Annotated in this window: 17 protein-coding genes; 5 read left to right on the top strand and 12 right to left on the bottom strand. The window is 74.5% G+C overall.

Annotated features, from left to right (window positions below; genetic code table 11):
- The first annotated feature begins 5 nt into the window (after window positions 1-5).
- Window positions 6-761 (top strand): SRPBCC family protein, encoded by a 756-nt coding sequence (locus TBIS_RS03210; protein WP_013130901.1) that lies wholly within the window; start codon window positions 6-8, stop codon window positions 759-761.
- Window positions 762-848: 87 nt separating this feature from the next.
- Here the strand turns inward: TBIS_RS03210 and TBIS_RS03205 are convergent, their stop codons facing one another.
- Both TBIS_RS03205 and TBIS_RS03200 read right to left on the bottom strand, forming a co-directional pair.
- The gene (locus TBIS_RS03205; RefSeq protein ID WP_013130900.1) at window positions 849-1889 is read right to left on the bottom strand and encodes a sulfotransferase family protein; all 1041 of its coding nucleotides are present in this window, start codon (window positions 1887-1889) and stop codon (window positions 849-851) included.
- Window positions 1890-1944: 55 nt separating this feature from the next.
- The gene (locus TBIS_RS03200) at window positions 1945-2814 is read right to left on the bottom strand and encodes a CDP-alcohol phosphatidyltransferase family protein (RefSeq protein WP_013130899.1); all 870 of its coding nucleotides are present in this window, start codon (window positions 2812-2814) and stop codon (window positions 1945-1947) included.
- A 154-nt stretch (window positions 2815-2968) separates the two neighbouring features.
- Between TBIS_RS03200 and TBIS_RS03195 the strand changes: the two genes are divergently transcribed.
- Window positions 2969-4528, top strand: coding sequence for a stealth family protein (locus TBIS_RS03195; RefSeq protein ID WP_013130898.1), 1560 nt, complete (start codon window positions 2969-2971; stop codon window positions 4526-4528).
- 1522 nt (window positions 4529-6050) lie between these two features.
- Here the strand turns inward: TBIS_RS03195 and TBIS_RS18025 are convergent.
- From TBIS_RS18025 to TBIS_RS03165, 4 genes are all read right to left on the bottom strand, one after another.
- Window positions 6051-8948, bottom strand: a complete 2898-nt coding sequence (locus tag TBIS_RS18025; protein ID WP_013130896.1) for a bifunctional glycosyltransferase/CDP-glycerol:glycerophosphate glycerophosphotransferase — start codon at window positions 8946-8948, stop codon at window positions 6051-6053.
- Between the two features lie 121 nt (window positions 8949-9069).
- Window positions 9070-11400: a glycosyltransferase family 2 protein gene (locus TBIS_RS03175; RefSeq protein ID WP_158306172.1), complete on the bottom strand. Its 2331-nt coding sequence runs from the start codon at window positions 11398-11400 to the stop codon at window positions 9070-9072.
- A 64-nt stretch (window positions 11401-11464) separates the two neighbouring features.
- A complete protein-coding gene (locus TBIS_RS18960) occupies window positions 11465-13006 on the bottom strand; it encodes a glycosyltransferase family 2 protein (RefSeq protein WP_013130894.1) in 1542 nt (513 codons plus the stop codon).
- A gap of 5 nt (window positions 13007-13011) precedes the next feature.
- Window positions 13012-14553: a glycosyltransferase family protein gene (locus TBIS_RS03165; protein ID WP_013130893.1), complete on the bottom strand. Its 1542-nt coding sequence runs from the start codon at window positions 14551-14553 to the stop codon at window positions 13012-13014.
- Window positions 14554-14735: 182 nt separating this feature from the next.
- On the opposite strand from TBIS_RS03165, the gene TBIS_RS03160 reads away from it, so the two are divergent.
- Window positions 14736-15479 (top strand): polysaccharide deacetylase family protein, encoded by a 744-nt coding sequence (locus tag TBIS_RS03160; RefSeq protein ID WP_013130892.1) that lies wholly within the window; start codon window positions 14736-14738, stop codon window positions 15477-15479.
- 101 nt (window positions 15480-15580) lie between these two features.
- Here TBIS_RS03160 and TBIS_RS03155 read toward each other — a convergent pair whose 3' ends face one another.
- Window positions 15581-16195 (bottom strand): class I SAM-dependent methyltransferase, encoded by a 615-nt coding sequence (locus tag TBIS_RS03155; protein WP_013130891.1) that lies wholly within the window; start codon window positions 16193-16195, stop codon window positions 15581-15583.
- Between the two features lie 46 nt (window positions 16196-16241).
- Between TBIS_RS03155 and TBIS_RS03150 the strand changes: the two genes are divergently transcribed.
- Complete coding sequence (locus TBIS_RS03150) at window positions 16242-16718, top strand: MerR family transcriptional regulator (protein ID WP_013130890.1); 477 nt, start codon at window positions 16242-16244, stop codon at window positions 16716-16718.
- 316 nt (window positions 16719-17034) lie between these two features.
- On the opposite strand, the gene TBIS_RS03145 is transcribed toward TBIS_RS03150, so the two are convergent.
- The 5 genes from TBIS_RS03145 to glpD form a co-directional block, all read right to left on the bottom strand.
- Complete coding sequence (locus tag TBIS_RS03145) at window positions 17035-18237, bottom strand: acyltransferase family protein (RefSeq protein ID WP_241019853.1); 1203 nt, start codon at window positions 18235-18237, stop codon at window positions 17035-17037.
- A 63-nt stretch (window positions 18238-18300) separates the two neighbouring features.
- The gene (gene guaA / locus TBIS_RS03140) at window positions 18301-19854 is read right to left on the bottom strand and encodes a glutamine-hydrolyzing GMP synthase (RefSeq protein ID WP_013130888.1); all 1554 of its coding nucleotides are present in this window, start codon (window positions 19852-19854) and stop codon (window positions 18301-18303) included.
- Window positions 19855-20199: 345 nt separating this feature from the next.
- The gene (locus tag TBIS_RS03135; protein ID WP_013130887.1) at window positions 20200-21870 is read right to left on the bottom strand and encodes a GMC family oxidoreductase; all 1671 of its coding nucleotides are present in this window, start codon (window positions 21868-21870) and stop codon (window positions 20200-20202) included.
- 44 nt (window positions 21871-21914) lie between these two features.
- Entirely contained in the window at window positions 21915-23471 is a 1557-nt protein-coding gene (locus TBIS_RS03130; RefSeq protein ID WP_013130886.1) for a succinic semialdehyde dehydrogenase, read from the bottom strand.
- A gap of 195 nt (window positions 23472-23666) precedes the next feature.
- The gene (gene glpD, locus TBIS_RS03125) at window positions 23667-25370 is read right to left on the bottom strand and encodes a glycerol-3-phosphate dehydrogenase (RefSeq protein WP_013130885.1); all 1704 of its coding nucleotides are present in this window, start codon (window positions 25368-25370) and stop codon (window positions 23667-23669) included.
- A 254-nt stretch (window positions 25371-25624) separates the two neighbouring features.
- Here glpD and nagA point away from each other — a divergent pair, with 254 nt between their 5' ends.
- A complete protein-coding gene (gene nagA, locus TBIS_RS03120; protein ID WP_013130884.1) occupies window positions 25625-26773 on the top strand; it encodes an N-acetylglucosamine-6-phosphate deacetylase in 1149 nt (382 codons plus the stop codon).
- The last annotated feature ends 57 nt before the right edge of the window (window positions 26774-26830 follow it).

Genomic DNA, 26830 nt, shown 5'->3' with positions numbered 1-26830 from the left:
AGAGCATGGCGTTGCGGTTCGAGCACGAGTTCACGGTCCCGGTCCCGGTCGAGCAGGCCTGGCCGGTACTCCTCGACGTCAAGCGGGTCGCGCCGTGCCTGCCGGGCGCGGCGCTGGAGTCGGTCGACGGTGACGACTTCACCGGGACCATCAAGATGAAGGTCGGCCCGATCACCGTCTCCTACCACGGCAGCGCGCGCTTCGAGAAGGTGGACCCTGAGACGCGGACGCTCACCATCAAGGCGTCCGGCAAGGAGGTGCGCGGCCAGGGCACCGCGAGCGCCGAGGTCACGGCACGGCTCCTCGGCGAGGACGGGCGCACCACGGTGCGCGTGGAGTCGTCGTTCAACATCACCGGGCGGCCCGCGCAGTTCAGCCGGGGTGTGCTCGCGGACGTGGGCGGCAAGCTCATCGACCGCTTCGCCACCAATCTCGCCGCCCTGCTCGCGCAGGAGGAGCAGCGGGCGCAGGAAGGGGCGCAGGGCGCGCCCGCCACCGAGGAGGGGCCTGCCCGGGCGGAGGAGACCCCGGCTCCGGGCGGATCCCCCGCTCAGGGCGGCGCCGAGGCGGCGGCCCGGCCGCCCGCCCCGGGTGCGGTACGGCCCGCGGCGGCCGAGGCCGCTCCGCGGCCGCAGGAGGAGGCGCTCGACCTCCTCGAGCTCGCCGGCGGCCCCATGCTGCGGCGGCTCGCCCCGGTGGCCGCCGGGGTCATCGCGATCATCCTGCTCGTGCTCGGCCTGCGCGGGCTGCGCCGCCGGTAGGCGTGACCTCGCGGCGGCGCCGTGCCGTACGGGCGCGGTGCCGCCGCCCCCACGCCGGGGGCACCGCCCCGGGCCGGCGGGCCCGGGTCAGCGGGGGATCAGCTCACGGTCGCGCTGCCGCGGCAGCCCGGCGAGCCTGCGCTGGCCCTCGGTGAGCAGCGCGGCGATCGGCCCGGGCTCGCGCAGCCGGGTGAGCCGGTCCCGGTTGTACTTGCGGAGCCGGGAGAGCCGCCGCCGGTGGTACGCCTCCTTGAACGCGGCCACGTGCCGGCGGTCGGGCTTCGGCGCGCCGCTCAGCTCGTACCCGTGCGCCACGAGCCGGTCGCCGAGCACGGCCTCGCAGAGCGCGATCTCCCACGGCTCCAGCTTCGTCACCCACTTGCCCGAGTGCGCCGTGGTGACCTCGCCGTGCGTGTTGCTGTGCCAGACCTTGTGCTTCGGCACGGCAATCTCGGCGATGTGCCACGGCTCGCACATCGCGGGGTCGTACTCCTCGCCGAGGAAGTCGCAGAGCCGCTTCAGCTCGGTCTCCGGGTCGGCGGTGAGGTCCTCGTACCGGAGCTGGTAGTAGGTGTCCTTCGGCAGCTTGCGGGCGTACCGCTTGGCGAAGTCGATCGACTCGGCCCAGTTCGCCGCCGCGTAGATCGCGTCGGGGCGGTACCAGGGCATCTCCTTGAGCGAGGCCACGCAGTCGCGGCCGTCCCGGATCAGGTGGACGAACTGGGCGTCCGGGAACATCCGAAGGAGCATCTCGACGTGCCGGTAGTAGCTGGGCCGCTTGTCGCCCCAGCGCGGCTTGCCGAACCGCTCGGCGTAGCACTGGAAGGCCATCCCGATGACCGAGCCGAAGCTGCCCGGGCCGAGCATGGCCGCGCGGACGAACTCGTCGGCGTCCAGGCCGAGCTCGCGGAACTTGGTGTTCTTGCCGGTGGCGATCCAGGTGGCGAGCCTGCGGCGGTTCTCCGCCAGCCGCATGTCGCCGTACATCCGGCGGGAGAAGTACGCCGGGACCACGAACCTGGTCTCCGGCGGTACGGCGATACGCGGATGCGAGTGCAGCATGAGCTGCAGCATCGTGGTGCCCGAGCGCGGGCAGCCGATGACGAAGATCGGCCTGTCCGATGGCATGAGATCAATCCCCCCGTGGTGAGTTGGACAAGGCGCGGCAGCGGCCCCCGGCCGATCAGACGAGAATCCTCTCCCGCTCCGGCGCGCTCTTCGGTATCTGACGGGTGGCCAGCCAGACGCGGTAGACGAGGCTCATCTCGAACGCCAGCAGCAGCGCCCCGGCGAAGATCGCCACCGGGATCAGCGCCCTGGCGCCGAACAGCGGGGCGATCACGAACACCGCGGCGTGGAACTCGATGCCGCTCCACACGTGCGTGCGCACCCGCCGCCGGACCAGGAAGACCCGGAAGCGGTCGTACCAGGGGAAGCGCCGGTGGAACGCCTTCTGCAGGTCGACGAGGGCCTTCCCCTCCTCGACCTCGAGGTTCTTCACCTCGCTGCGCGGCCTCGTCTGGAGCACGTCCTCGACGAACACGCACTCGGTCTCCATCCGCCGGACGGTGACCGTCCGGATGGCCTCCTTGACCCGCTTGAGCTGCGGCGCGTTCATGTAACGGAAGAAGTCGAGCACGATCACGCCCAAGGCGGTGAACGCGTACGCCACGTCCCCCGTGCGCGCGTACTCGCCGAATCCGAGGCCCAGGGCGCACCAGAGCACCCGCAGGCGATCCCCCACGTAGTCGAGCCACAGGCCGAACGGGTCGCCGTTCCCCTTGAGCCGGGCCAGCTTCCCGTCCATGCAGTCGACCATGAAGCTCAGGTAGAACAGCACCGCCCCGAGCGGGAGGACCCCGGCGGCGAAGGCGGTGGCCGAGCCGAGCCCGATCGCCAGCGAGATCATCGACAACGCGTTCGGGGTGAGCGAGGTGTGGTTCGCCACCCACAACGTGAGCCGGCAGGCGAGCGGGTCGACCAGGAAGACCGTCCACCAGGAGTCCCGTCGCTTCCGTTTCGCGAGCACGTCGTCGAGCGTGAAGCCACCCATGCGGTAAGAATGGCTACAGTCGGTAGCTGTTCGCGCACGGTTCGGAAACAGACAGGGTAATTCGTTATCAGTTCTTGACCATCACACCGCCCTGGGCAAAGCCTGACTCAAGTGCGCGACGGCTCCGCTACATTCCGTGAGCAGGAGAGAGATCATGCCCGTTGCGACGTTCTACCGGCGGCTGCGCCGGCGGCTGCCGCTCACCCGGCCCGCGCCGGGGACCGCCCTGATCCGGCCGGACGCCAGCCCGCTCCAGGCCAGGCGGGAGACGCTCGACCTCGTCTGCTCGATCCTCTCGGACGCGGGCGTGCCGTTCTTCTGCGTCCGGCCGCTCCAGGTCCGCCCGCCGATCGTCGCGGTGCCCGAGGAGGAGCGGACCCGGGCCCTCACCGCGCTCGCCCGCAGCGGGCGGCCGCTCCACGCCGGGCCGGTGCGGTTCCGGGGCGTCCCCAAGGTGACCCCGCTGCGGCGCGCGTCCCGGCTGCGGGAGGACGTCCGGGTGGTCCGGGTGGCCATGTACTTCGCCAGCCCGTCCCACACGCTCGTCCTCGGCCCCGAGCACGGGTGTGATCTGGAGTTCTGGGCGCGCGATGGCGACATGCTGGCCGCGCCGCGGCCCAACCGCGCGTGCGACATGGTCCCGGCCGACGCCGAACCGGTGCCGGGCGGGGAGGAGCTGTTCAACACGCTGGTGCCGGCCGTCCGCCGGACCCGGACCTACCCGACCCGCCCGGAGTTCCTCCGGCGGCTCATCGACGACATCGACTTCCCGATCGACGCGGTCTACACCTGGGTGGACGGGTCGGACCCGGAGTGGCGGGCCCGCCGCGACCGGGCGCTCGCCGCGGAGAGCGCCGGCCGGCCGGACCTGCGGATCAGCGCGCAGGCCACGTGCGAGGCCCGGTTCACCAGCCGGGACGAGCTGCGCTACTCGCTGCGCTCGCTGATGATGCACGCGCCGTGGGTCAACCACGTGTGGATCGTGACCGACGGGCAGGTCCCCGCCTGGCTCGACACCTCCCACCCGATGGTCTCCGTCGTCGACCACAAGGAGATCTTCACGGACCCGTCGGTGCTGCCGGTGTTCAACTCGCACGCCATCGAGACCCAGCTCCACCACATCGACGGGCTGGCGGAGTTCTTCCTCTACCTCAACGACGACTTCTTCCTCGGCCGCCCGATGCCGCCCAGCCTGTTCTTCGAGGGGAACGGGGTGACCCGGTTCTTCCCGAGCACGGCGCACGTGCCGTTCGGCGACCCCCAGGCCCAGGAGTCGCCGGTCCACGCGGCCGGCATGAACAACCGGCGGATCATCGAGGAGCTCTGCGGCCGGACGCTCACCCAGAAGCTCAAGCACGCGCCGTACGCGCTGCGCCGCTCCCTGCTGTACGAGCTCGAGGAGCGGTTCCCCGCCGAGTTCGCCGCCACGGCGCGGAACAAGTTCCGCACCTCATCGGACATCTCGGTGGTCTCCTCCCTCGCGCACTACTACGGCTACCTCAGCGGGCGGGCCGTCCCGGGGTACGTGGAGTACACCTACGTGGACCTCTCCCTGCGCAAGACCCCGGCGAAGCTGCGGCGCATGCTCGCCCGCCGCAAGCACGACGCGTTCTGCCTCAACGACACGGCCCCGACCACGCCCGAGCAGGACGAGCTGCTCAGGCGATTCCTGGAGGCGTACTTCCCGACCCCGGCGCCGTTCGAGCTGACCTGAGACCGCGCCACGAAGCGGGCGACGAACATCCCGCGGAACCGCCACTGCCCGGTGTGGACGAACGACCGGCTGAGCAGCCGGAACCGCCGCTCGCTCAGCCGTGTCGCACCGGTGTGGCCGACCACCCAGACCGTGCGCAGCCCGTGCAGCCGGGCGACCAGCCTCCGGCGGCCCACCTGCCGGCCGGTGAAGCTGCCGTGCCGCTCCGGGGACGTGGCGAGCGCCACGTCGGTGAGCCGGCCGAACACCTCGGGGTAGACCACGGCGTACTTGCGCACCCGGGCCGGGACGAACAGCACCCCGTCGCCGGGCCGCGCGGCCGCGGCGACCAGCCGGACGACCGGGCCCGGGTCGTCCTGCCGCCCCTCCGGGCCGCGGACCGCGGCGTGGCCGGGGAGGGAGAGCGCGAGCCCGGCCGCGAGCACCCCGGGCACGGCCTTCCCGGGCAGCGCGGCGAGCCCCGCCCCGGCGAGCAGCGCGGCGGCCGGGACGCAGCAGAGCACGTACCGGAACACGTACACCGGCTGGGCCGCCCACGAGACCGCGAGCAGGGTGAGCGGCGGCACGAGCAGCCACGGCAGCGCGAGGGCGAGCAGCGGCCGCCCGGGCGGGCTCACCCCCGGGTCCCCGCCGCACCGCCGGTGGAGGCCATCGGCGCCGCCACGGGCGAGCCGTACGGCGCCGCACACGGCGAGCGCCCAGATCAACGGGGCGAGGCCGAGCCAGGCCGGGCGCAGCGCGCCCACGTCCCCGAAGAGCCGGACGGCGAGCATGCCGGCGTCGGCGAGGTCCGGCCGGGGGATCCACCCGATCTGCGCGCGCTGCCGGGAGGCCACCCAGGCGAGCGGCGCCACCGCGGCGAGCGCGGCCCCGGCCGCCGCGCACCAGCGCACCACGGGGCCCCGGGTGAGCAGGGTGAAGCAGCCGTGGGCCGCCACGATGAGCCCGGCGAAGAGGTTCACGTGGCCGAGCGCGGCCACGGCGAGGCCGTACAGGGCGAAGGCCCCGGCGGTGCGCCGGCGCAGCGCGCGCACCAGGAGCAGGGTCGCGCCGACCGCCACCGCCAGGGCGAGGGCGTACGGCCGGGCCTCCTGCGCGTACCTGGAGAAGATCGGCATCCCGGCGAGCAGCACCCCGCCGTACAGCCCGGCCCTGGGGTGGCCCAGCGCCCGGCCGAGCGCGCCCACCCCGGCGGCGGCGAGCGCGGCGAAGACGACCGAGGGCAGGCGCAGCCCGACCGGCCCCGTCCCCAGCAGCGCGGCCAGGCCGTGCATGAGCGCGTAATAGGCGCCGTGGACCGCGTCGACCGACTCCAGCAGGTGGAGCAGCTCGGGCAGGCTCCGGACGATGGCGCTCACCGTGGCGGCCTCGTCCCGCCAGAGCGGCGGCGACCCCAGGCTCCACAGCCCGGCCACCAGCGCGGCGAGCCCGGGAACGGCGATCTCGGCGGGCGGCCGGGGCAGGCGCCGGCCCGCGGCCGGCACGGCACCGGCGGCCCCGCGGTGGACGGCGTACGGCGCGCTCATGCCAGCATCCAATCGACCACCCGCGCGGAGGCGCGGCCGTCGTCCCACGGGCAGAACTTCGCGGCGAACTCCTCGTACCGCGCCTTGTACGCGGTGAAGTCGCCGTGCTTCAGCACCTCGACCACCTCGTCGGTGGCCCGCAGGATCGGCCCGGGCGCCTCGGCCTCGAAGTCGAAGTAGAAGCCGCGCACCTCGTCCCGGTACCGCTCCAGGTCCGGGGTGAAGAACACCATCGGCCGCCCGGTGCAGGCGAAGTCGAACATCGCCGAGGAGTAGTCGGTGATGAGCAGGTCCGCGGCGGCGAGCAGGTCCGCCATGTCGGGGAACCTGGAGACGTCGCGCACCCCGCGGGGCACGGTCATCCGGTCGGCGACCAGGTAGTGCGGCCGGAGCAGCACCACGTCGCCGTCGCCGAGCGCCGCGGCGAGGCGGCCCACGTCGAGCGGCGGCGCCACGGGCCCGGAGCCCGCCAGCTCGTCGTCCCGCCAGGTCGGCGCGTACAGGATCGCCCGCCGCCCCTCCGGGATGCCGAGGCGCCGCCGCGCCTGCTCCCGGCGCTCCGGGCGGAACAGCGCGTCGTTGCGCGGGTACCCGGTCTCCAGCACCTCCCCCGTGTACCCGAACGCCCGGCACAGGATCGGGGTCGAGAACGGGTTCGGTGAGATGAGCGCGTCCCACATGACCACGTGCCGTCTCCACTCCTCCTCGGGGAACCGCTGGGCGTACGGCATGCCGGCGACGTCCCGGCCCAGCCGTTTGAGCGGGGTGCCGTGCCAGCACTGCACGAAGCGCTGCCCGGGCCGCTTGCGGTACCAGCCCGGCTGGGTCCGCCGGTTCGCCACGACGAACCTGGAGGTGTGCAGTGCCTCCTCGTGCTCGCGCGAGCCGTACAGGACCGTCCGCACCCCGGGCGGCACGGTGAACTGCCCGTCGCGGGTGACCCAGATCAGCTCCATGTCCGGGCGGCGGCGCGCCAGCTCCTCGGAGATCGCCCGGGGGTTGCACGAGTACTGGCCGCCGCCGTAGCTGTCGAACAGCGCCGCGTCCCGCAGCCGCCCCCGCCGCCGGCGGGCCCGGCGCCGGCGGGTGGCGTACGGCCCGCGCTCGTCCGGGCCGAGGGCCGGGCGGACCACCAGGCGCAGCTCGGCGGCGCGGGTGGTGCGGATGGAGATCTCGTGCACCTGGGTGGTGTGCGCCGCGGGGAGGTCCGCGACGAGCTCCGGGCTGAGCCGCACCGGCTCGCCCCCGGCGAGCACCCGCCAGGTGCCGCTGCGCAGCGGCAGCCCGTCCTCGGTCCGGCCGATCGCCGCGGTCCACCGGGTCCCGGTCCAGCGCATCGGCCAGGAGTGCTCGCGCAGGCCGCTGCGGAGCACGATGCGATCGGCCCCGCTCTCCCCCACCCCGCTCAGCAGCAGCTCGTGGCCCGCGCCCCACCGGACCTCGGTCACCCGGTCGCCGCCGGGGTCCGGCGGCCCGGCCGGATCGCCCGGCTGGAGGGTGAGCCCGCCGTCGCGGGTGAGGGTCACGGTCACCCCGCCGGCGGCGAAGACCCGCTCCCCCGCGTGCCGGCCGCCCGGCACCCGGCCCTCGCGGGTGACGCCCCGCGCCGTGACCCGCGCGTGCAGCGCCCACCGGCCGTGCGGCAGGGCGGCGGGGTCGATCTCGGTGACGAAGCCCGAGTCGTCGTGGCAGACCGCGGACTGGCGGGAGTCGGCCGTGACGTCCGGCCGGGCCACCCGGCGGAGCGGCAGCCCGATCCGCCGCCGCCCGCGCTGGAGCCAGAGCTCGATGCGGCTGCCCCGGCTCGCCAGGTGGCTGATGTACGCGTGCCCGGCGACGGTGAGCCGGCCCCCGGCGTGCCGTACGTCGTCGACCCCGGCGACCAGGAGCAGGTCCTGCTCGGCGTCGAAGAGGTGGCGGGACAGCCGCCGGTCCCGGCGGAGCGGGTAGTCGACGTACCAGCGCCGCCGCCACGGCGGGCCGCGCCGTACCACCCCGCGGTGCCGGAGCTCCGTCTCGGCGAAGCGGTGCAGCGCGGCGAGCTCCTCGGCCATCCCGCGCACGGCGAGGTGGAGCTGGAGCCGGCGCAGGGCGGGCAGCCCGCGGACCGCGGCCGGGTGGAGGCGGGCGAGCCCGGGCACCAGGCCGGCGAGGGCGCCCGGCCCCTCGTGGGCGCGGTCCAGCACGGCGCCGAGCGCGGGGTCGGCGGTGACGAGCGCGTCCCAGTGCTCGCGCAGCCCGGGCGCGCGCTCGCCGATGAAGGCGGCGAGCTCCAGCAGCGCGGCGAGCCGCCGGGGCGCGGCGGCCCGCTCCCGCCGCCCGCCGGCCGGGAGGGCCACGTCCCCGAGCACGTCGATCGACCGGGCGAGGACCAGCGCGCGGACCGTGACCGGGAAGTCCTCGCCCAGGCCCTCGGGGAAGGCGAGGCGGTGCTCGTCCCAGAAGGCGCGGCGGAACACCTTGCCCGTGGCCGTGCCGTCCCGGAGCAGCGCGGGCTCCCGGGTGACGTGGGTGCCGAGCCGGTCCCCGGGGGCGGTGTCCACCCCGGCGGTCTGCCCGCAGGCGAGGTCGGAACCCGTCGCCTCCAGGGTCCGCACCAGCCGCTCGAAGGCATCGGGCGGGACCGCCGCGTCCCCGTCGGCGAAGGCGAGGTAGCGGCCGCGCGCCCGGGCGACCCCGAGGTTCCGCGCCGCGCCGGCGTCGCCGGCGTCGGCGGCCACCACGGTGAACCGCTCGTCCGGCAGGGGTACGGCCGGCGGCCGCCCGGTGAGGATCACCTCGATGGCGGGGAGGGTCTGCGCGCCGAGCGACGCCAGGCACTCTGCGAGGCGCCGCTCTCCACCGCGCACGTGCACGATGACCGAGAGCGTGGGGGATAACCGCTCGACCGTCACGCGGTAAACATGCCGATCCGGCCGGGCTCGGCTCCGCGCCTTCCCGAGGGCCTTACCTGCGCTTGACCGTTCCTTGACCGGGGCGCTCCGCTCGATCCGGCGGCTCGGACGCGCCCGGCGGTCACCCGCCGACCGCGCCGATCACCCGCCCGTGCCGGCCCGGCTCCTCGACGCGCGGGCGGCGGCGCTCCCGTACGGCGAGCACCGCGTGGCCGGACCGGTCGGCGAGGAGCTTGAACGCCCGGCCGGCCGTCCGGTGCGCCAGCGGAGCCCGGGCGTTCAGCTCGATCGGCAGGTCCCCTCCGCCGTGCACCCGCACGGCCAGGCCGTACCGGCCGCCCGGCAGGGGCCCGCTGCCCGCGCCCATCTGCCCGGGGGTGAGCCGGGCCCGGAACCGGGTGCCCGCCCCCTCGATCGCGGCGAGGTGGACGTCCGGGCCGCCGAGCGAGCGCACCACGAGCGCCATCGCCCGGTACGGCGCGGCGAACCCGCCTTCGAGGAGCAGCTCGCCCCCGGGCAGCCATTCGGCGAGGTCCACGAAGGCGGTGACCGGCTGCTCCCGCAGGGTCAGCAGCCCCGAGGGGGCCGCGGCGGCCACGAGCTCCCGGTCCCCTATGGCGTACCGGGCGGGGGTGAGGTCCTCGGCGGCGGTGACCGGGACGGTCCCTCCCCCGGCGGTGCGGACCTCGAACCGCCACTCGGCCCAGCCCGCCAGCGCCGCGGCCTCGGGGTGGTCCGGCGGGCCCACGGGCCCGAGCGCGCGCAGATCGACCTCGGCGTGGAAGGTGCGCCCGTCCACGGTGAGCGGGCGGCGCACCGGCACCCCGCCGGGGCGCCGGGTGACGGTGAGCTCCGGGCCGAGCTCGCCGAGCGCGTGGCCGACGAGGCGCAGCCGCCCGTCCCGCACGGTCTGGGTGACCACCCGGGCGGCCTCCCGCCCGGCGTAGATCGCGAGGTGTCCCGGCTCGGCGAGGACCGGGGTGACGTAGCGGTCCTCGCCCACCCTCCACCGGCCCGCCCGGTCGGCCCAGGTGGCCCGGGGGTCGAAGAGCCGCCCGCGCCGGACGCCGCCCCGGTGGCGGACCCGCAGCTCCACGTGCCAGAGCCCGAGGCGGCCCGGGGCGGCGAGCCGCCCGGGGTCGACCACCAGGCGGAACCCGCCCCAGTCGATCCGCGGCCGGTCCGACGTCTTCGCCACCGCGGCCGGGCGGACCGTGGCCGGGATCCGGATCCGCCGCCCGGTGCGCTCGTGGACGAGCGCGGCCGAGATCCACTGGTGGAACCGGCGGGTGGGGCGCAGGCACTCGGGGGCCGCGCGGCCCTCGATCACCAGCCGGCCGTCCTCCCACCGGACCGCGTCGATCCGGTGACGCGGGTCGAGCTCGGCGTCGGCCCGGGTGACCGCGGCGGGCAGGCGGGCGGCGGGCGGCACGTCGAGGTGGTAGCGCAGGACGCGGCGCCGGACACGCTCCTCCGGCCGCACCGCCCGGTGCCAGGCGGCGACCTCGACCAGGCCGGCGAGGTCGCCCTGCCGGACCAGGTGCCACTGCACCCGCCGCAGCGCCGGCAGCCCGTCGAGCACCGGCCGGGCCACGTCGTCGAGGTACTCCCCGGCGAGCTCGAGGAACCGGGTGCGGAACTCCTCCGGGCCCTGGTCGAGCACGTCGAGGAAGTTGGACAGGTCGGTCTCGAGGACCACCCGGTCCCACGCGGGCACGTACGCACCCCGGTGCCGGCCGGCGAGGAACTCCCGCACCGAGCGCACCGCGGCGAACCGGTCCGCCAGGTGCCGGACGCTCGCCTTGCCCTGGGTGATCGACCGGGACCGCTCCCGCCAGACGTAGACCGGGGCGGGGAGCACGTCGACCGCGGGGGCGAGGACGTGGGCGCGCAGCGACACCGGGATGTCCTCGTACAGCACGCCCTCGGGGAAGGCGAGGCCGTGCTCCTCCCAGAACGAGCGGCGCCACAGCTTGTTGGTGACGAGCCGGTCCCGCAGCAGCGCGGTGTCCCGGGTGACGTGCGCGGCGAGGCCGGGGCGGGCGAAGACCGGGCGGTGCAGGGCCGACGGCCGGGTCTTCGCGCCGTCGTACCGGAGCACGTTCCCGGTGGCGAACGCCGAGCCGCTCCGCCGCAGCGCGGCGAGCAGGTACTCGATGGCGTGGGGCGGGAGCAGGTCGTCCCCGTCGACGAAGGCGAGGAACTCGCCGGTGGCGTGCCGTACCCCGGTGTTGCGGGCGGCGCCGAGCCCCGCGTTCGCCTGGCGGATCAGCCGGAACCGCGGGTCCCGCTCGGCGAAGTCGGCCGCGATGTGCGCGCCCCGGTCGGGCGACCCGTCGTCGACCATGATGACCTCGAGGTCCCGCCAGGTCTGGGCCGCGACCGACGCCAGGCAGGCCTCCAGGTACGGCTCCACGTCGTAGCTCGGGATGATCACGCTGACTCGTGGCACGGCGGATCCTTTGCACTCGTCGTCCATGGGCGGCTGCACTCGTCGTCGATCGGCGGCCCGGGCGTCACCGTGCGGCGGGGCGCACGAGCGCGCGCAGCCGGCGCCGGAGCCGGGTGGTGGTACGGCGCAGCGCGCCGCCCGTGGGCGCGTCGCGCCGCCCGCGCCGCGGCCGGCGCGCCCGCGGCGGGGGCACGGCCGCGCCCGCCCTGGTGAAGCCCCAGGTCTCCCCGGCGGTCCACACCGACCCGAACATCTCGTGGACCAGGTCGTCGATCCGGTCGTGGGGCCCGGCGCACCGGCGGGCCCGGTTCACCGCCGCGGTCCGCTCCAGCCGGGCGTGCACGATGCGCGCGCCGCGCTCCTCCAGGGCGACGCAGATGAGCCCGAGCCCGTGCCGGTCGGCGTGCTTGATGAGGGATGCCACGGTGTGGCGCGCCGGGACCCAGCCCGGCGGGCAGTGGAGGCGGAACGGGGCGGGGAACGCGCTGCCGGGGACGGACTCCTGGAACGCCACCCGGGCCTCGCCCGCGTAGCAGGCCCGGATCAGCCGGAGGTCGAGGTCGGGGTCGGCGAGCGGGTCCCGCCGGCCGTCGCGGAGCCGCCCCCACGGCCCGGCGATCGTGACGGTCAGGTCGGCCGGCCGCGCGGCGAGCACCCCGTCGACCGTGGCCCGCACGGCCTCGAAGGAGGCGTTCCCCACCGGCACCACGACCTCGACGTACGGGACGAGGTGGCTGCGCGCGGGGTGCCGGCGGAGCCAGCGGAACGTGGGCACGCGCTCGGCCAGGTAGGGCCAGTTGTGCCGCTTCACCTCCCGCTCCCGGCGCATCACCGTGGAGGGGCCCAGGTGCCAGCAGCGCGCCGCGCGCTCGGCGACGAACACCGCGCCCTGCTGGGCGAGGCGGTACCCCAGCTCGGTGTCCTCGCCGAGGACCAGGGCCCGGTCCACCCCGCCGGCCGTGCGGAGCAGCTCGGCCGGGAGCGAGGTGGTCGCGCCCACGGTGACGTGGAACGCGCGCAGCCCGGCGGTCCGCAGGTCGGCGCTCTCGTCCCAGTGCCGCTCGGTCCACTGCGGGACGGTGTCCTCCTCGGCGTAGAGCTTGGCGAGCGCCCCCGCCTCGATCGCGGCGAGCACCTCGCCGGCCGGTGTCTCGTCCAGGCCGGGGGTGAACCGGACGCGGCCGAGCACGACGAGGTAGTCGGCGAGGTGGTGCCAGCGCATGTGCGCCTCGATGTGCTCGGGGAAGAGCACGAGGTCGGCGTCGAGGAAGTGGACGACGTCCCCGTCGGCCGCCTCGGCGCCGATGGCGCAGGCGTTCGCCTTGCCCCAGGTGCCGGGCGGCCGGCGGATCACCCGGAGCCGCTCGGGCACGGGCCCGGGGAGCGGTCCCAGCGGCTCGTCTCCGTCGTCGACCACGATCACCTCGAGCAGGTGGGCCGGGTAGCTCTGGTGGGCGAGGCTGGCCAGGGTGAGCGGCAGCGTCGCCTCGGCCCGGTAGGCGGGGATGACCACGCTCACCGCCAGGGTGGGCCGCCACTCCCCCAGGCGCGGTGGCGGGCCGAGGACGCCGTAGTCGTTGAGCGGGATCCGCGGCTTCCCCTGCATCCGAGTCACCTCTGCCCACCGGTGAGCACCGTCTGCCTCTCCATCAGCTCGGTGAAGACCAGCCCGCGCCACTGCTCCTCGTAGGAGGTGAGGAAGGCCGGGAGGGGCTGCTGCCAGGTGTGGCCCCGGGCGTACCTGCGGCGGAGGACGTAGTTGAACCCGTGGGTCCGGTAGATCCGCCCGCCGGCCGCCCGCACCGCCTGGAGGAGCTGCCCGTCGACCGTGCGGGCGAGCGGCCGGAAGCCGCCGACCGCGTCGAACATGGCCCGGGTGATGAGGATCGTGCCCCCGGCGACGAGCGGGGCGTACCGCTCGGTGGCGATGGCGCGCCGGATCGTCACGTCGATCGGCTCGAGATAGACGAACTCGGCCGCCGAGCCGACCAGGTCGGCCCCTGAGTAGAGCTGGGCGAGCACGAGGTCGGCGAGGTGGTCGGGGCCGTACCAGTCATCGTCGTCCACCTTCGCCAGGAAGGCGCCCGAGGCGGCCGCCGCCATCCGGTTGAGCACCTGTCCGAAGGGCATCTCGGCCGGGGCCTCGACCACCGTGATCGGGAGGAGCACGCTGCCGGCCGCGACTTGCCGCGCGGGCACCCCGTGCAGCCCGAGGATGAGCTCCGCCCGCACCCCGCGCTGCGCCTCCATCTGCCGGATGGCGAACGGGATCATCTCCGGCCGCCGGGTGCAGAGCAGGATCGAGACCGTCGGCTCCAGCGGCGGGGCGAGCCCGGTGGCGGACACGATGGTCCGCCAGCGGGCCACGGCCCCGTGGCGGCGCAGCGCGCACCGGCGGAGCCGGATGCTGAGCACCTCCCGGCACAGGTCGGAGGCGAGCCGGTCGGGGTCGGCCTGCTCGAGCAGGGCGGCGAGCTCGGCCCCGAGCAGCGCGTCCCGCGCGGGATCGGCCGCGGCGAGCACCGGCACCCCGGCGGCGCAGAGCGCGGCGACGATCCGGGCGGCGGCCACCGGCCGCCCGGGCAGCGCGGGCACGGTCACGCCGCGGGCGTCCCGGAGCCGCGCCACGTCCGCGTCGGTGAGCTCGCCGCTCGGCGGGATCCGGACGAGCGTCTCCGCACCGCAGGCGATCGCGTACCCGGCGGCGGACTCGGTGAGCGCGGCGCAGGGCAGTGACGGGCGGACGAGCACCTCTCCCCCGGCCACGGGCTCGGCGAAGCGGGCGTCGCACCACCAGCCGGTGCCGGTGCGGCCGATCCGCAGCTCGCTCAGGTGGCACCAGCCGGCCTCGTGACCGGGCACCGGGACGGGCTGCGCGGCCCACGGCGGGACCTCGGCTATCACGAGCCGGACGCGCCGCGCCCGCGGCAGCAGGCCGGCCAGCGGTACGGCCCGGCGCACGTCCGCGGGCGTCCGGGCGGCGATGATCACACAGTCGTACGGCTCGGCGGCGTCGTCCGGCCGCGGGCTCTCCGCCAGCGGGAGCCACGGGCCGGCGAAGCCGTCCACGAGCCGGTCGAGCAGCTCAGGGCAGATTTCGAAGCCGACGGATGCCCCCCACGTCCGCGGCGTTCGGGCGGCGGCTCGGATCACCCGCCCTCCTCGCTGTCCGGTTCACCGATCGACCGGGCCAGCATCGCCGACTTCGCCGGGGCCGTGGTCCGTTCCCCGGAGTTCTTGCCGCATTGTTTACCGCTCTTGGAATCCGGGCCCGGGCCATTCAGGTGATCGCGTTACCATGCGCCGGTGAATCATCCCCCTCGAGGAGCAGCACCATGAAGTCGCGGCGTCTGATCCCCCTCGCCGTCGCGCTCGCCCTGGCGGCGATCCCGGCGGCGCCCGCTCACGCCGGGCCGGAGACCGCGGCCGGGAGCACGGCCACGGAGCCGTTCTGCGCGCGGCACAAGTGCATCGCGCTCACCTTCGACGACGGCCCGGCCGAGTACACCGGCACCCTGCTCAAGGTCTTGAAGAAGTACAACGCCAAGGCGACCTTCTTCATGATCGGCAACCGGGTGCGCAAGCACCCGAAGCTCGCCGCTCAGGTCGCCAAGGCGGGGCACGAGATCGGCAACCACACCTACGACCACAAGTACCTGACCGAGCTCGAGTACCGGGAGATCTACACCCAGGTCCAGAAGGCCCAGCAGATCATCAGGAAGGCGACCGGCAAGCGGCCCGTGGTCTTCCGGGCGCCGGGCGGCCTCTACAACGCGGGCGTGCTGGACGTGGTGGGCAAGTTCGGGATGGTGCAGGTCCCCGGGACCGTCGCGACCAAGGACTACGTCAAGGACTACCGCAAGGTCGGCCTGCTCACCCGGCGCGCCCTGGAGGTCGCCGGGCCGGGTGAGATCGTCCTCATGCACGAGACCGTGAAGGAGACGGTCCAGTCCCTCCCGGCGGTGCTCGAGCGGCTCTCCAAGCAGGGCTACCGCTTCGTGACCGTCTCCACCCTGATGGAGGGTGAGGAGGTCACCCCCGGCCAGGTGTACCCGCCGCGGCCCCAGGTCGTCGGCTGAGCCGCCGGATGGGCCCGCCCGCCGGACGGGTGGCTTTCGCGTACGCCGGCGGCGCAGGGCGCGCCGGGCGCCGGTGCCCGGCCGGCGCGGCGTGCGGGCGGTCAGGGCCGGGTGGCGGTCACCACCCAGACATCCCGGCGCCCGGCGCGGTGCGCCGTGACGGTGACGTCGGTGAACCCGGCCGCCCGGCAGTGATCGGCGAAGGCGTCGGCCTGCCGGCGGGTCCAGCCGTGCGAGGCCTGGCCGGTCGCCCCCGGCGCGATCTGCCGCTCCATCGCGAGCAGCCGCCCGCCCGGGGCCAGCACCCGGTACGCCTCCCGGAGCCCGGCCTCGACGTCCTTCCAGTGGTGGACGGTGGCCAGCGACCACCAGACCGTCGCCCAGCCGTCCGGCAGCGGCACGCGCTCCGCGGTGCCCTCGCGCCACTCCATCGCCTCGCCGCGGCCGGCCATCCGGGCCCACCGCAGCATCACCGGGGCGGGATCCACGCCCGTGGCCTGCGCGCCCCGGCGGGCGGCCTCCCGCACCGCGGTGCCGGGGCCGCAGCCGATGTCGGCGACCCGGTCGCCGGGCCCGACCGCCGCCAGGTCGGCGGCGAGACGGGCGGTGGGCCGCCCCGCCAGCAAGAAGATCAATCCGATCACCGTGCCGATCACCCCGGAGAAGCCCGGGTGGTCGGCGTGGTGGTTGACCGGTAGCACGTCCGCAGCGCTCATGTCTCCGACCTTGCCGGTTCAAGTCGGCTTGAAGTCAAATGACGGGATGGACCTCATCCCGATCGGTGAGGCGGCGGCCCGGCTGGGGTTGGCGCCGTCGGCGCTCCGCTACTACGACGAGCGCGGCCTGGTCCGGCCCCGGCGCCACGGCGGCAGGCGCATGTACTCCCCCGAAGAGCTGCGCCGCCTGGCGTTCATCAAGATCTTTCAGCAGCTCGGCATCGGGCTGGACACCGCCGCGGCGATCCTGGACGCGCCGGATCCGGAGTGGCGCGAGGCCGTGGCGCGGCAGATCGCCCACCTGGACGAGGTGATCGCCCGGGCCCGGGGCGCGCAGCGGTTCCTGGCCCACGCGCTGGACTGCCCGGCCGAGCATCCGGTGCGCGACTGCCCCACGATGACCGCTGCCCTGGACCGCCTGGTCGGCGGGGCGTCGATCGACCGGCTCGTGGCCGAGCACGACGCGCCGGCCGGGCCGGCGGCGGCCGGCCACGGCGCGCCGCGCCCTGACCCCCATGCCTGAGCCTCCCTCGCCGGCCGGGTGCGATGGCGGCCGGTCACGCCATGCGGAGCGATCGGCCCCGGCCGCGACACGCCCCTGTACCGCCCACCGGCGGGACGTCGATCACCGGCCCATCGGCCGACGGCGGCCGCGGTACGCCCCGGGCGCTCCTCGCCCTGGACGGCCTCCGTACCTTGTCCTGCACGGCCCCGTGACGCCCGGAAGCCGGGAGCCGGCGGGCGGCGGCCGCGCGTCCCGGCGCGCGCCGGTCCGGGCGCGCCTCACGGCGGCTCAGGGGTGCCTGCCTCCCGGCGGCTCAGGGGTGCGGACGCGCGGCTCATGCCGCCGCGGGCTCCGCGGCGACCCGCCTCCGCCGGGCGAGCCGCCGGCCGAACCGCTGCGCCGGGGCCTCCAGGTACCGGTAGGTCAGCCAGCTCACGCTGAGCAGCAGGGCGAGGTAGCCGGCCATGAGCGCGGCCCGCTGCTCGGTGGGCAGCAGGCGCAGGTCCCCCAGGGCGGCCTGGAGCCACCGCAGCATGGGCTGGTGGATGAGGTAGACCGAGTAGCTGATCAATCCGAGCCAGGGGAGCACGCGGGGCAGCCGGCGTCCGCGCAGCGCCATGGCGAGCGCGAACGTCCCGGCCGCGAGGGCGATCGTGGTGGTCCAGACGCGGGGCTGCACCCACCACCAGCCGGCCTGTACGGCCTGGACCGGGGCCAGGGCCACCAGCCCGAGCGAGACGGCGACCGGGACGAGGGAGCCGGTCCCCTGCTCCCACCGGTAGATGGCGGTCCCGGCGAACATCACCGAGAGGATCGCCGCCGCGAACCAGGGCACGTAGCTGCCGAAGACGAGGAGCACCAGGGCCATCAGCCCCAGCGTGTACCCGGCGACCGTCCGGAACCGGCCGGTGATCAGGCAGGCGATCCCGGCCACGAAGATCGCGCAGGTGACGAGCGCGGGCCAGCGGTCCGGCAGCAGCGGCCCGGTGAGCACCACGCCGAGGACGACCGCGGCGATCCCGAAGGCGATGGAGATGGACCCGCTGGCCCGGTGCGCCCCGCGGAGGAAGAGCGCGGTCACCAGCAGGTAGAAGACCATCTCGTAGGAGAGGGTCCACATCGGGTCGGCGACGGCCGCCATGTGGTGGACGTCGGAGAGCATGGTCAGGTGCGCGGCGACCGCGGTGACGTCGCGCGGCACGTGCGGCCGGACCGGCACCCAGATCCCCATCACCAGCACCAGGCCGATGACGAGCAGGTAGAGCGGATACAGCCGGAATATCCGGCTGATCCAGAAGGTCGAGACGTCGCCCTTGCGCTCCAGTGAGGCGGGGATGATGTACCCGCTCACCAGGAAGAACACCAGCACCCCGTACATGCCGAGGTTGAACCAGTACGGCCGGAGCGCCGGCATGAGCCAGGGGAGCATGTGCTCGGCGACCACCGCCATGGCCCCGATCCCGCGCAGCGCGTCCAGCCAGGCGAGGCGCTGGGCGGTCGCGTCGGACCCGCTGATCATGGATGGGGACGAGATCACCCGCGCCAACTTATCGGGTTCGGGATAAACGCTCCATTAGCCAGGAGTGTTGTCCTGGCCCGGTCACTCCCACTCGATCGTGCCGGGCGGCTTGCTGGTGACGTCGAGGACCACCCGGTTGATCTCCGGCAGCTCGTTGGTGATCCGGGTCGAGATCCTGGAGAGCACGTCGTACGGCACGCGGGCCCAGTCGGCGGTCATCGCGTCCTCCGAGGTGACCGGGCGGAGGACCACCGGGTGGCCGTAGGTGCGCCCGTCGCCCTGCACCCCGACCGACCGCACGTCGGCGAGGAGCACCACCGGGCACTGCCAGATGTCCCGGTCGAGGCCGGCCCGCGACAGCTCCTCCCGGGCGATGGCGTCGGCCTCGCGCAGCAGGTCGAGCCGCTCCCGGGTGACCTCGCCCACGATCCGGATGGCGAGCCCCGGCCCGGGGAACGGCTGCCGCCAGACGATCGCCGGCGGGAGGCCGAGCTCCTCCCCGGCCCGCCGTACCTCGTCCTTGAAGAGCGTGCGCAGCGGCTCCACCAGGGTGAACTTCAGATCCTCGGGGAGCCCGCCCACGTTGTGGTGGGACTTGATGTTCGCGGTGCCCGTGCCGTGCCCGGACTCCACCACGTCGGGATAGAGCGTGCCCTGGACGAGGAAGTCCACCGGACCGCCGGCGGTGGCGCGGATCGCGCGCGCCTCGTCCTCGAAGACCCGGATGAACTCCCGGCCGATGATCTTGCGCTTCTCCTCCGGGTCCCGCACGCCGGCGAGGGCCTTGAGGAACCGGTCGGAGGCGTCCACCACCCGCAGCTTCACCCCGGTGGCGGCGACGAAGTCGCGCTCCACCTGCTCGGCCTCGCCCTTGCGCAGCAGCCCGTGGTCGACGAACACGCAGGTCAGCCGGTCGCCGATCGCCCGGTGGACGATCGCGGCCGCCACCGCCGAGTCCACCCCGCCGGACAGCCCGCAGATCGCGCGGCCGTCGCCGATCTGCTCGCGCACGGCCTCGACCGCGTCCTCCACGATGTTGAGCATGGTCCAGGTGGGCCGGCAGCCGGCCGCGTCGAGGAAGTGCTTGAGGACCGCCTTGCCGTGCTCGGAGTGGATCACCTCCGGGTGGAACTGCACGCCGTACAGCCCGCGCCGCGGGTCCTCCATCGCGGCCACCGGAGTGGCCTCGGTCGCCGCGCTGATCGTGAACCCGGGCGGGGGCTCCACGACCGAGTCGCCGTGGGACATCCACACCGACTGCACCGCGGGCAGCCCGGCGAACAGCACGCCCTCGTGCAGCACCTTCAGCTCGGTGCCGCCGTACTCGGCGACCCCGGTCCGGGCCACCCGGCCGCCCAGGGCCTGGGCCATGGCCTGGAACCCGTAGCAGATGCCGAGCGTCGGCACCCCGGTCTCGAACAGGCCCTCGGGGACCGACGGGGCCCCTTCCGCGTACACCGACGCCGGCCCGCCGGACAGGATGATCGCCTTGGGCTTCTTGGCCAGCATCTCGGAGACCGGCATGGTCGAGGGAACGATCTCCGAGTAGACGTGGCACTCACGCACCCGGCGGGCGATGAGCTGCGCGTACTGCGCGCCGAAGTCCACGACGAGGACCGTGTCGAATTCGGACACCGGAAAGGACCCCCAAAACCAGCGAGCGGTACGGCCAGTCTATCGGCGCGGTGAACCCGCCCTGCCGCGCCGCAGGCCAGGGCCTCTCACCCCGCAGGCCGGATCCCCGCACCGCACCAGGGTCCCTTGCACCACGGGCCGGGCACCGTGGCCCGGTCTCTCGGGCCCGGGCCATGACCGCCGGTGCCGCGGTCCCTCGCCGCGGGCCGGGGAGCCCGCCTCGTGCGCGTTGTCCCCGGTGGCCGCCGCGCCGCGGGCCGGGTCCGCGCCCAGGGCGCGAGCGCGGCGGCCCCTCCGGCCGTCCCGCCACGAGGCCGGGGAGTCCCTCGGGCCGGAGCCCGCCCCTCAGGTGACGTCGACGATGGGCAGGCGCAGCGCGCCGGGCGCCGAGGGCGGCACGACCGGCTTGGCCGGGGGCACCGGCTTGATCCGCACGTACGGCGAGCCGAGCGGCGGCCGGGGGTCGGGCTCGCCCTTGTTCGGCCAGAACGCCATGGCCCGCTCGGCCTGGGCGGTGATGGTGAGCGAGGGGTTCACCCCCAGGTTCGCCGAGATCGCCGAGCCGTCCACGATGTGCAGGCCCTCGTACCCGTACACCCGGTGGTAGGGGTCGATCACCCCGGTCTCCGGGGAGTCGCCGATCACGCAGCCGCCGATGAAGTGCGCGGTCGCCGGGATGTTGAACAGGTCGAGCCAGGTGCCGCCGGGCAGGCCGCCGACCTCCTCGGCGGCGATCCGCACCGCCCGGTGCCCGGCCGGGATCCAGGTGGGGTTCGGCTCGCCGTGGCCCCGCTCGGCCCGGAGCCGGCCCCCGCGGAGCCGCACCGTGATCGAGTTGTTCTTCGCCTGCATGACCAGGGCGATCACGGTCCGCTCCGACCAGTGGCGGATGCGGAAGAGCCAGGGGATCAGGTGCGGCCGCCGGGCCACCTCGCCGAGGAACCGCGCCCAGCGGGGCGTCCGCCCGCCCCCGTCCACCAGGAGCGTGCGCAGCAGCGCCATCATGTTGGAGCCGTCGCCGTACCGGACCGGCTCGATGTGCGTCTCCGCGTCCGGGTGGAACGACGAGGTGATCGCCACGCCGCGGTTGAGCTTCGGCCCCCTCGTGGTCGGGCGCTCGAAGCCGAGCAGCGCCTCGGAGTTGGTCCGGGTCAGCTCGCCGAGCCGGGGCGAGAGGTTCGGCAGGGTCGTCCGCTTCAGCCGGTGGAGCAGCTTCTGGGTGCCGTACGTGCCCGCGGCGAAGACCACCTGGCCGGCGGTGATCGTGCGGGTGCGGCCGAACACGCCGGTGCGGCGCACGGTGAGCTCGTACCCGCCGGTGATCGGCCGGACCGAGACCACGGTGGTCTCCGGGTGGATCTTCGCCCCCGCCTTCTCCGCCAGGTAGAGGTAGTTCTTGGTGAGCATGTTCTTGGCGCCGTGGCGGCAGCCGGTCATGCACTCCCCGCACTCGGTGCACCCGCGGCGGCGCGGGCCGACCCCGCCGAAGTACGGGTCGTCGACCTCGACCCCGGGCTCGCCGAAGAACACCCCGACCGGGGCGAGGTGGAAGGTGCCGCCCACGCCCATCCGCTCGGCGACCTTCCGCATGACCTCGTCCGCCGGGGTCATGGACGGGTTGACCACCGCGCCGAGCATCCGCTTGGCCTGGTCGTAGTAGGGGGCGAGCTCGTCCTTCCAGTCGGTGATGTGCGCCCACTGCGGGTCGGTGAAGAACGGGTCGAGGGGCTCGTAGAGCGTGTTCGCGTAGACCAGGGAGCCCCCGCCGACCCCGGCCCCGGCGAGCACCAGCACCCCGCTCTCGCCGCGCAGCAGGTGGATGCGCTGGATCCCCTTCAGCCCCAGGGCGGGGGCCCACAGGAAGTCCCGCAGGCGCCAGGAGGTCTTGGGCAGGGTCTTCTCGTCGAACCTGCGCCCCGCCTCCAGCACGCCGACCGAGTACCCCTTCTCCGTCAGCCGGAGCGCCGCCACGCTGCCCCCGAACCCCGAGCCGACGACCACGACGTCGTAATCCATGTGCACGCGCTCTCCCTGGTGAGCGTTCGAACGGACCGCCGGGGTCACCTGATGTGCAGCCGCTTCATGGTCTTGAGCGCGCCGGCGAGCAGGCCGGCGTACTTGTCGTAGGCCATGCCGAGCATCGGCTCGAAGCCGAGCCAGGTGGCCTGGCTGGCGACGGTCTGGACCTCGGTGTACTTGAGCAGGCCCTCGGCCCCGTGCCGACGGCCGATGCCGGAGGCCTTCATGCCGCCCATGGGCGCGTCGTACGACGCGAAGGCCGAGGCGTACCCCTCGTTGATGTTGACGGTGCCGGCCTTGATCCGGGCGGCGAGGCGGCGGGCCCGCGCCAGGTCGCGCGTCCAGATCGAGGCGTTGAGGCCGTACGGCGTGTCGTTGGCCTTGGCCACGACCTCGTCCTCGGTGGCGAAGCGGTAGACGGAGACGACCGGGCCGAACGTCTCCTCGCGGCAGACCGTCATCTCCTCGGTGACGCCGTCGAGGATCGTCGGCTCGTAGAAGAGCGGGCCGAGGTCGGGCCGGGCCTTGCCCCCGGTGAGCACCTTGGCTCCCTTGCTCACCGCGTCGGCCACGTGCGCGGAGACCACCTCGAGCTGCCGCCGGTGGGTGAGCGAGCCCATCTGGGTCTCCCAGTCGAAGCCCGGGCCGATCCGCATGTTCCGCACCGCGCGCACCAGCTTGTCGAGGAAGCGGTCGGCGATCGACTCGTGGACGTAGAGCCGCTCCATGGAGATGCAGAGCTGGCCGGCGTTGGTGAAGCACGCCCGGATCGCGCCGTGCGCGGCGAGGTCGAGGTCGGCGTCGTCGAGGACGATCATCGGGTTCTTCCCGCCGAGCTCGAGCGAGCAGCCGATGAACCGCTTCGCCGCCTCTTCGGCGATCTTGCGGCCGGTGCGGGTGGAGCCGGTGAACGCCACGTAGTCGGCGCCGTCGAGCAGCGGGCCGCCGATCTCGGCCGGGTCGCCGAGCACCACCTGCCAGATGTCGCGGGGCATGCCGAGCTCGACGAGGAGGTCGATGGTCCACAGCACCGACAGCGGGGTCTGCGTGTCGGGCTTGTGCACCACGGTGTTCCCGGCGAGCAGCGCGGGCACCACGTCGGTCACGCCGAGCGAGAGCGGGTAGTTCCACGGGGTGATCACCGCGACGGTGCCCTTGGGGTGGCGCAGCTCGGTGGTCCGGGTGGCGAGGGGGAAGATGCCCTGCCGGCGCCGGGGGGCGAGGAGCCTGGGGGCGCGGCGGGCGTAGTAGAGGGTGCAGCCCACCACGTCGAGCACTTCCTCGTATGCGTGCCGCCTCGCCTTGCCGGTCTCCCACTGGACGATGTCGAGCAGCTCCTCGCGCCGGTCGAGGATCGCGTCGTGCAGCCGGAGGAACGGCCGGACCCGCTCCTCCACCGGCAGCGCGGCCCAGGCCCGCTGCGCCTCCCGCGCCGTGGCGTACGCGGCACGGACGTCGGCGGCGGTCGAGATCGGGATCTCCGCCAGGGGACGGCCGGTGAACGGCGCGATGATCTCCTGTGTCTTGCCCTCGGAGGTGACGTGGCCGATGATCCGATTGACCGTCACCGCGTCGAGCGTCCGGGTCGTGGCAGACATGCCAGAAGAATATTTCGGAAATATGACCGTGGCTACTGATGAGTAAGGAATTGTTCACGGCCCATCAACGGCGGCGTCACCGCGCTCCGCTCCGGCCGCCGGCGCGCGCGGTACGGCGACGGCCCCGAGATCTTCCCAGGTCCGCCCACGACCGAGCGTCCGGGCGGCCGGTGCCCGCCGGTAGGGCGGGCAGGGCTACGACACGGCCGGCCGGACCGCGGCCGCCTCCTGATCGGTGTCCTGCTCCTGGGAGGCGCGCTCCGCCTCGACCCGCTTCAGGTAGTCCTGCACCTCGCGCTTGATCTGATCGCCGCTCCAGCCGAGCGGCCCGGCCATGAGCTCCGCGGCCTCCTGCGCGACGGCCGTGCCCCGGTGGAAGGTCTCGATCGAGATCCGGGTCCGGCGGCTGAGCACGTCCCCCAGGTGCCGCGCCCCCTCATGCGTGACGCCGTACACGATCTCGGCGCGCAGGTAGTCGTCGGCGCCGGACACCGGCCGGCCGAGCGAGGGGTCCCGTTCGATGAGCTCGAGCACCTCGTTGATCAGCGAGCCGTACCGCTGGAGCAGGTGCTCGATCCTGGCGACGTGCAGGCCGGACGACCGGGCGAGCCGGTACCGGGAGTTCCACAGCGCCTGGTAGCCGTCGGCGCCGGCGAGCGGCACCCGGTCGGTGCAGGACGGCGGGACCCGCTGGTCGAGCCCGTGCGCGACCGCGTCCACGGCGTCGGCGGCCATCACCCGGTAGGTGGTGAACTTCCCGCCGGCCACCATCACCAGCCCGGGCACCGGGTGGGCCACCACGTGCTCCCGGGAGAGCTTGGAGGTCTCCTCGGACTCCCCGGCGAGGAGCGGGCGGAGCCCGGCGTAGACGGCCTCCACGTCGTCCCGGGTGAGCGGGGTGGAGAGCATCGCGTTGACGTGGTCGAGGAGGTAGTCGATGTCGGACCGCGAGGCGGCCGGGTCCTCCTTGCCGAGGTGCCACGTGGTGTCGGTGGTGCCGATGATCCAGTGCCGGCCCCAGGGGATGACGAAGAGCACCGACTTCTCGGTGCGCATGATCAGCCCGGTGTAGGAGTGGATGCGGTCCCGGGGCACCACGAGGTGGACGCCCTTGGAGGCGCGCATGTGGATCTGCCCGCGCCCGCCGACGAGCTGCTGGATCTCGTCGGTCCACACCCCGGTCGCGTTCACCACCTGGCGGGCGCGGACCTCCAGCTCCTCACCGGTCTCCCGGTCGAGCACCCGGACGCCGGTGACCCGCTCGCCCTCGCGGAGGAAGCCGACCGCCTCGGCCCGCGACACCACCTGCGCCCCGTACCGGGCCGCGGTGCGGAGCAGGGTGACCACGTACCGGGCGTCGTCCACCTGGGCGTCCCAGTACTGCACCGCGCCGGTGAACGCGGTGCGCTTCAGCGCGGGCGCCACCCGCAGGGCGGCCCGCCGGGTGAGGTGCCGGTGACCGGGGAGGCCGCGCTTGTGTCCGAAGGAGAAGCCGAGGGTGTCGTAGAGCACGAGCCCGGCGCCGATGTACGGCCGCTCCCAGACGTGGTGGGTGAGCGGCAGCAGGAAGGGCACGGGCCGGACCAGGTGCGGGGCGATCCGCTGGAGGAGCAGCCCGCGCTCCCGGAGCGCCTCCCGCACCAGGTCGAAGTTGAGGTGCTCCAGGTAGCGGAGGCCGCCGTGGATCAGCTTGGACGAACGGGACGAGGTGCCCGAGGCGAAGTCCCGGGCCTCCACCACGCAGACCGAGAGCCCGCGGGTCGCGGCGTCGAGGGCCACGCCCGCGCCGACCACCCCGGCGCCGATCACGACGACGTCGAACTCCTGCGACCGCATCCGTTCGAGCGCGGCGGACCGCTCGGCCGGCCCCAGCCGTGCCGTGTCCATGCTCGCCGTCATTGGGCTCCCTCGGTACGGCTTCGCCCCGTCCTGCGGAGGTGTATCTACCCGTGGGTAGCAGGACGCCAATCAGCGCCGCGCCCGGATTGCCCAACGATCTCCGAATATGCCGGTCTCCTGGGGAGGAACGGGTAGAGACCCGGTAGACCGACCCGTACGCACCGGCTCCCGGCTCGCGCACCGGCGCCACGGGGCAGCGGCCCGGGTACGGCCTCGCGCGGCGGCCACGCCGCGGACCCGGAAGGATGGGGCGCATGAGCATGACGCTCACAGATCTCCGCATCGTGACCCCGAGCGAGGTGCACGACGGGTGGCTCACCGTCGACGACGGGCGGATCACCCGGATCGGCCGCGGGAACCGGCCGCAGGACGGGCACAGCCTCGGCGGGCGCCTCGTCGTGCCCGGCTTCGTCGACATCCACTCCCACGGCGGGGCGGGAGGCTCCTACCCCGACGGCGAACCGGTGACCGCGGCGGCCGTGGCCGCCTTCCACCTCGACCGGGGGACCACCACCACACTGGCCAGCCTGGTGACCGCGGCGCCCGAGACCCTCGCCAGGGCCACCGCCGTGCTCGCCGAGCTGTGCGACCAAGGGGTCATCGCCGGGATCCACTTCGAAGGGCCCTACCTCGCGGCGAAGCGGTGCGGCGCGCACGACCCCGCCCTGCTCCGCGCGCCGGACCGCGCCGAGTTCCGGTCCCTGCTCAAGGCGGGCCGCGGGCACGTCCGCATGATCACGATCGCGCCCGAGCTGCCGGGCGCGCTCGACCTGATCCGGGAGGCCGTGGCCGAGGGGGTGGTGGCGGCGATCGGGCACACCGACGCCACCTACGAGCAGACGATCGCCGGCATCGAGGCCGGGGCGACCGTGGCGACCCACCTGTTCAACGCGATGCCGCCGCTCGCCCACCGCTCCCCCGGGCCGATCGCGGCGCTGCTCCAGGACGAGCGGGTCACCGTCGAGCTCATCAACGACGGGGTGCACGTCCACCCGGCCGTGCTGCGGCTCGCCATCGCCCGGACCGGCCCGGGCCGTACCGCCCTGGTCACGGACGCGATGGCCGCGGCGGGCATGGGCGACGGCCGCTACCGGCTCGGGCCGATGGACGTCGAGGTGAGCGGCGGCGTGGCCCGGCTCGTGGACGGGGGCGCGATCGCGGGGAGCACGCTCACCATGGACGCGGCGTTCCGCCGGGCGGTCGTCGACCTCGGCGTCTCCCTGGTGGACGCCGCCCGGATGACCGCGCTCACCCCCGCCCGGCTGCTCGGCCTCGACGACGCGATCGGGTCCATCTCGATCGGCAAGTACGCCGACCTGGTCGTGCTCGACGACGACCTGCGGGTCGACGGCGTGATGAAGCGGGGCACCTGGGTCCGCCCGCCCTCCCCCCGCCACGGCTAGCGCACCGCGGCGGTACGGCCGGCCCGCCGAGCGGAGGCCACGGCGGCGGAGCGGGCG

Source organism: Thermobispora bispora DSM 43833 (assembly GCF_000092645.1).
GTDB classification, from domain to species: domain Bacteria; phylum Actinomycetota; class Actinomycetes; order Streptosporangiales; family Streptosporangiaceae; genus Thermobispora; species Thermobispora bispora.
Note: the sequence above shows the minus strand (reverse complement) of the source record. Positions and strands in the feature narration are given on the sequence as shown.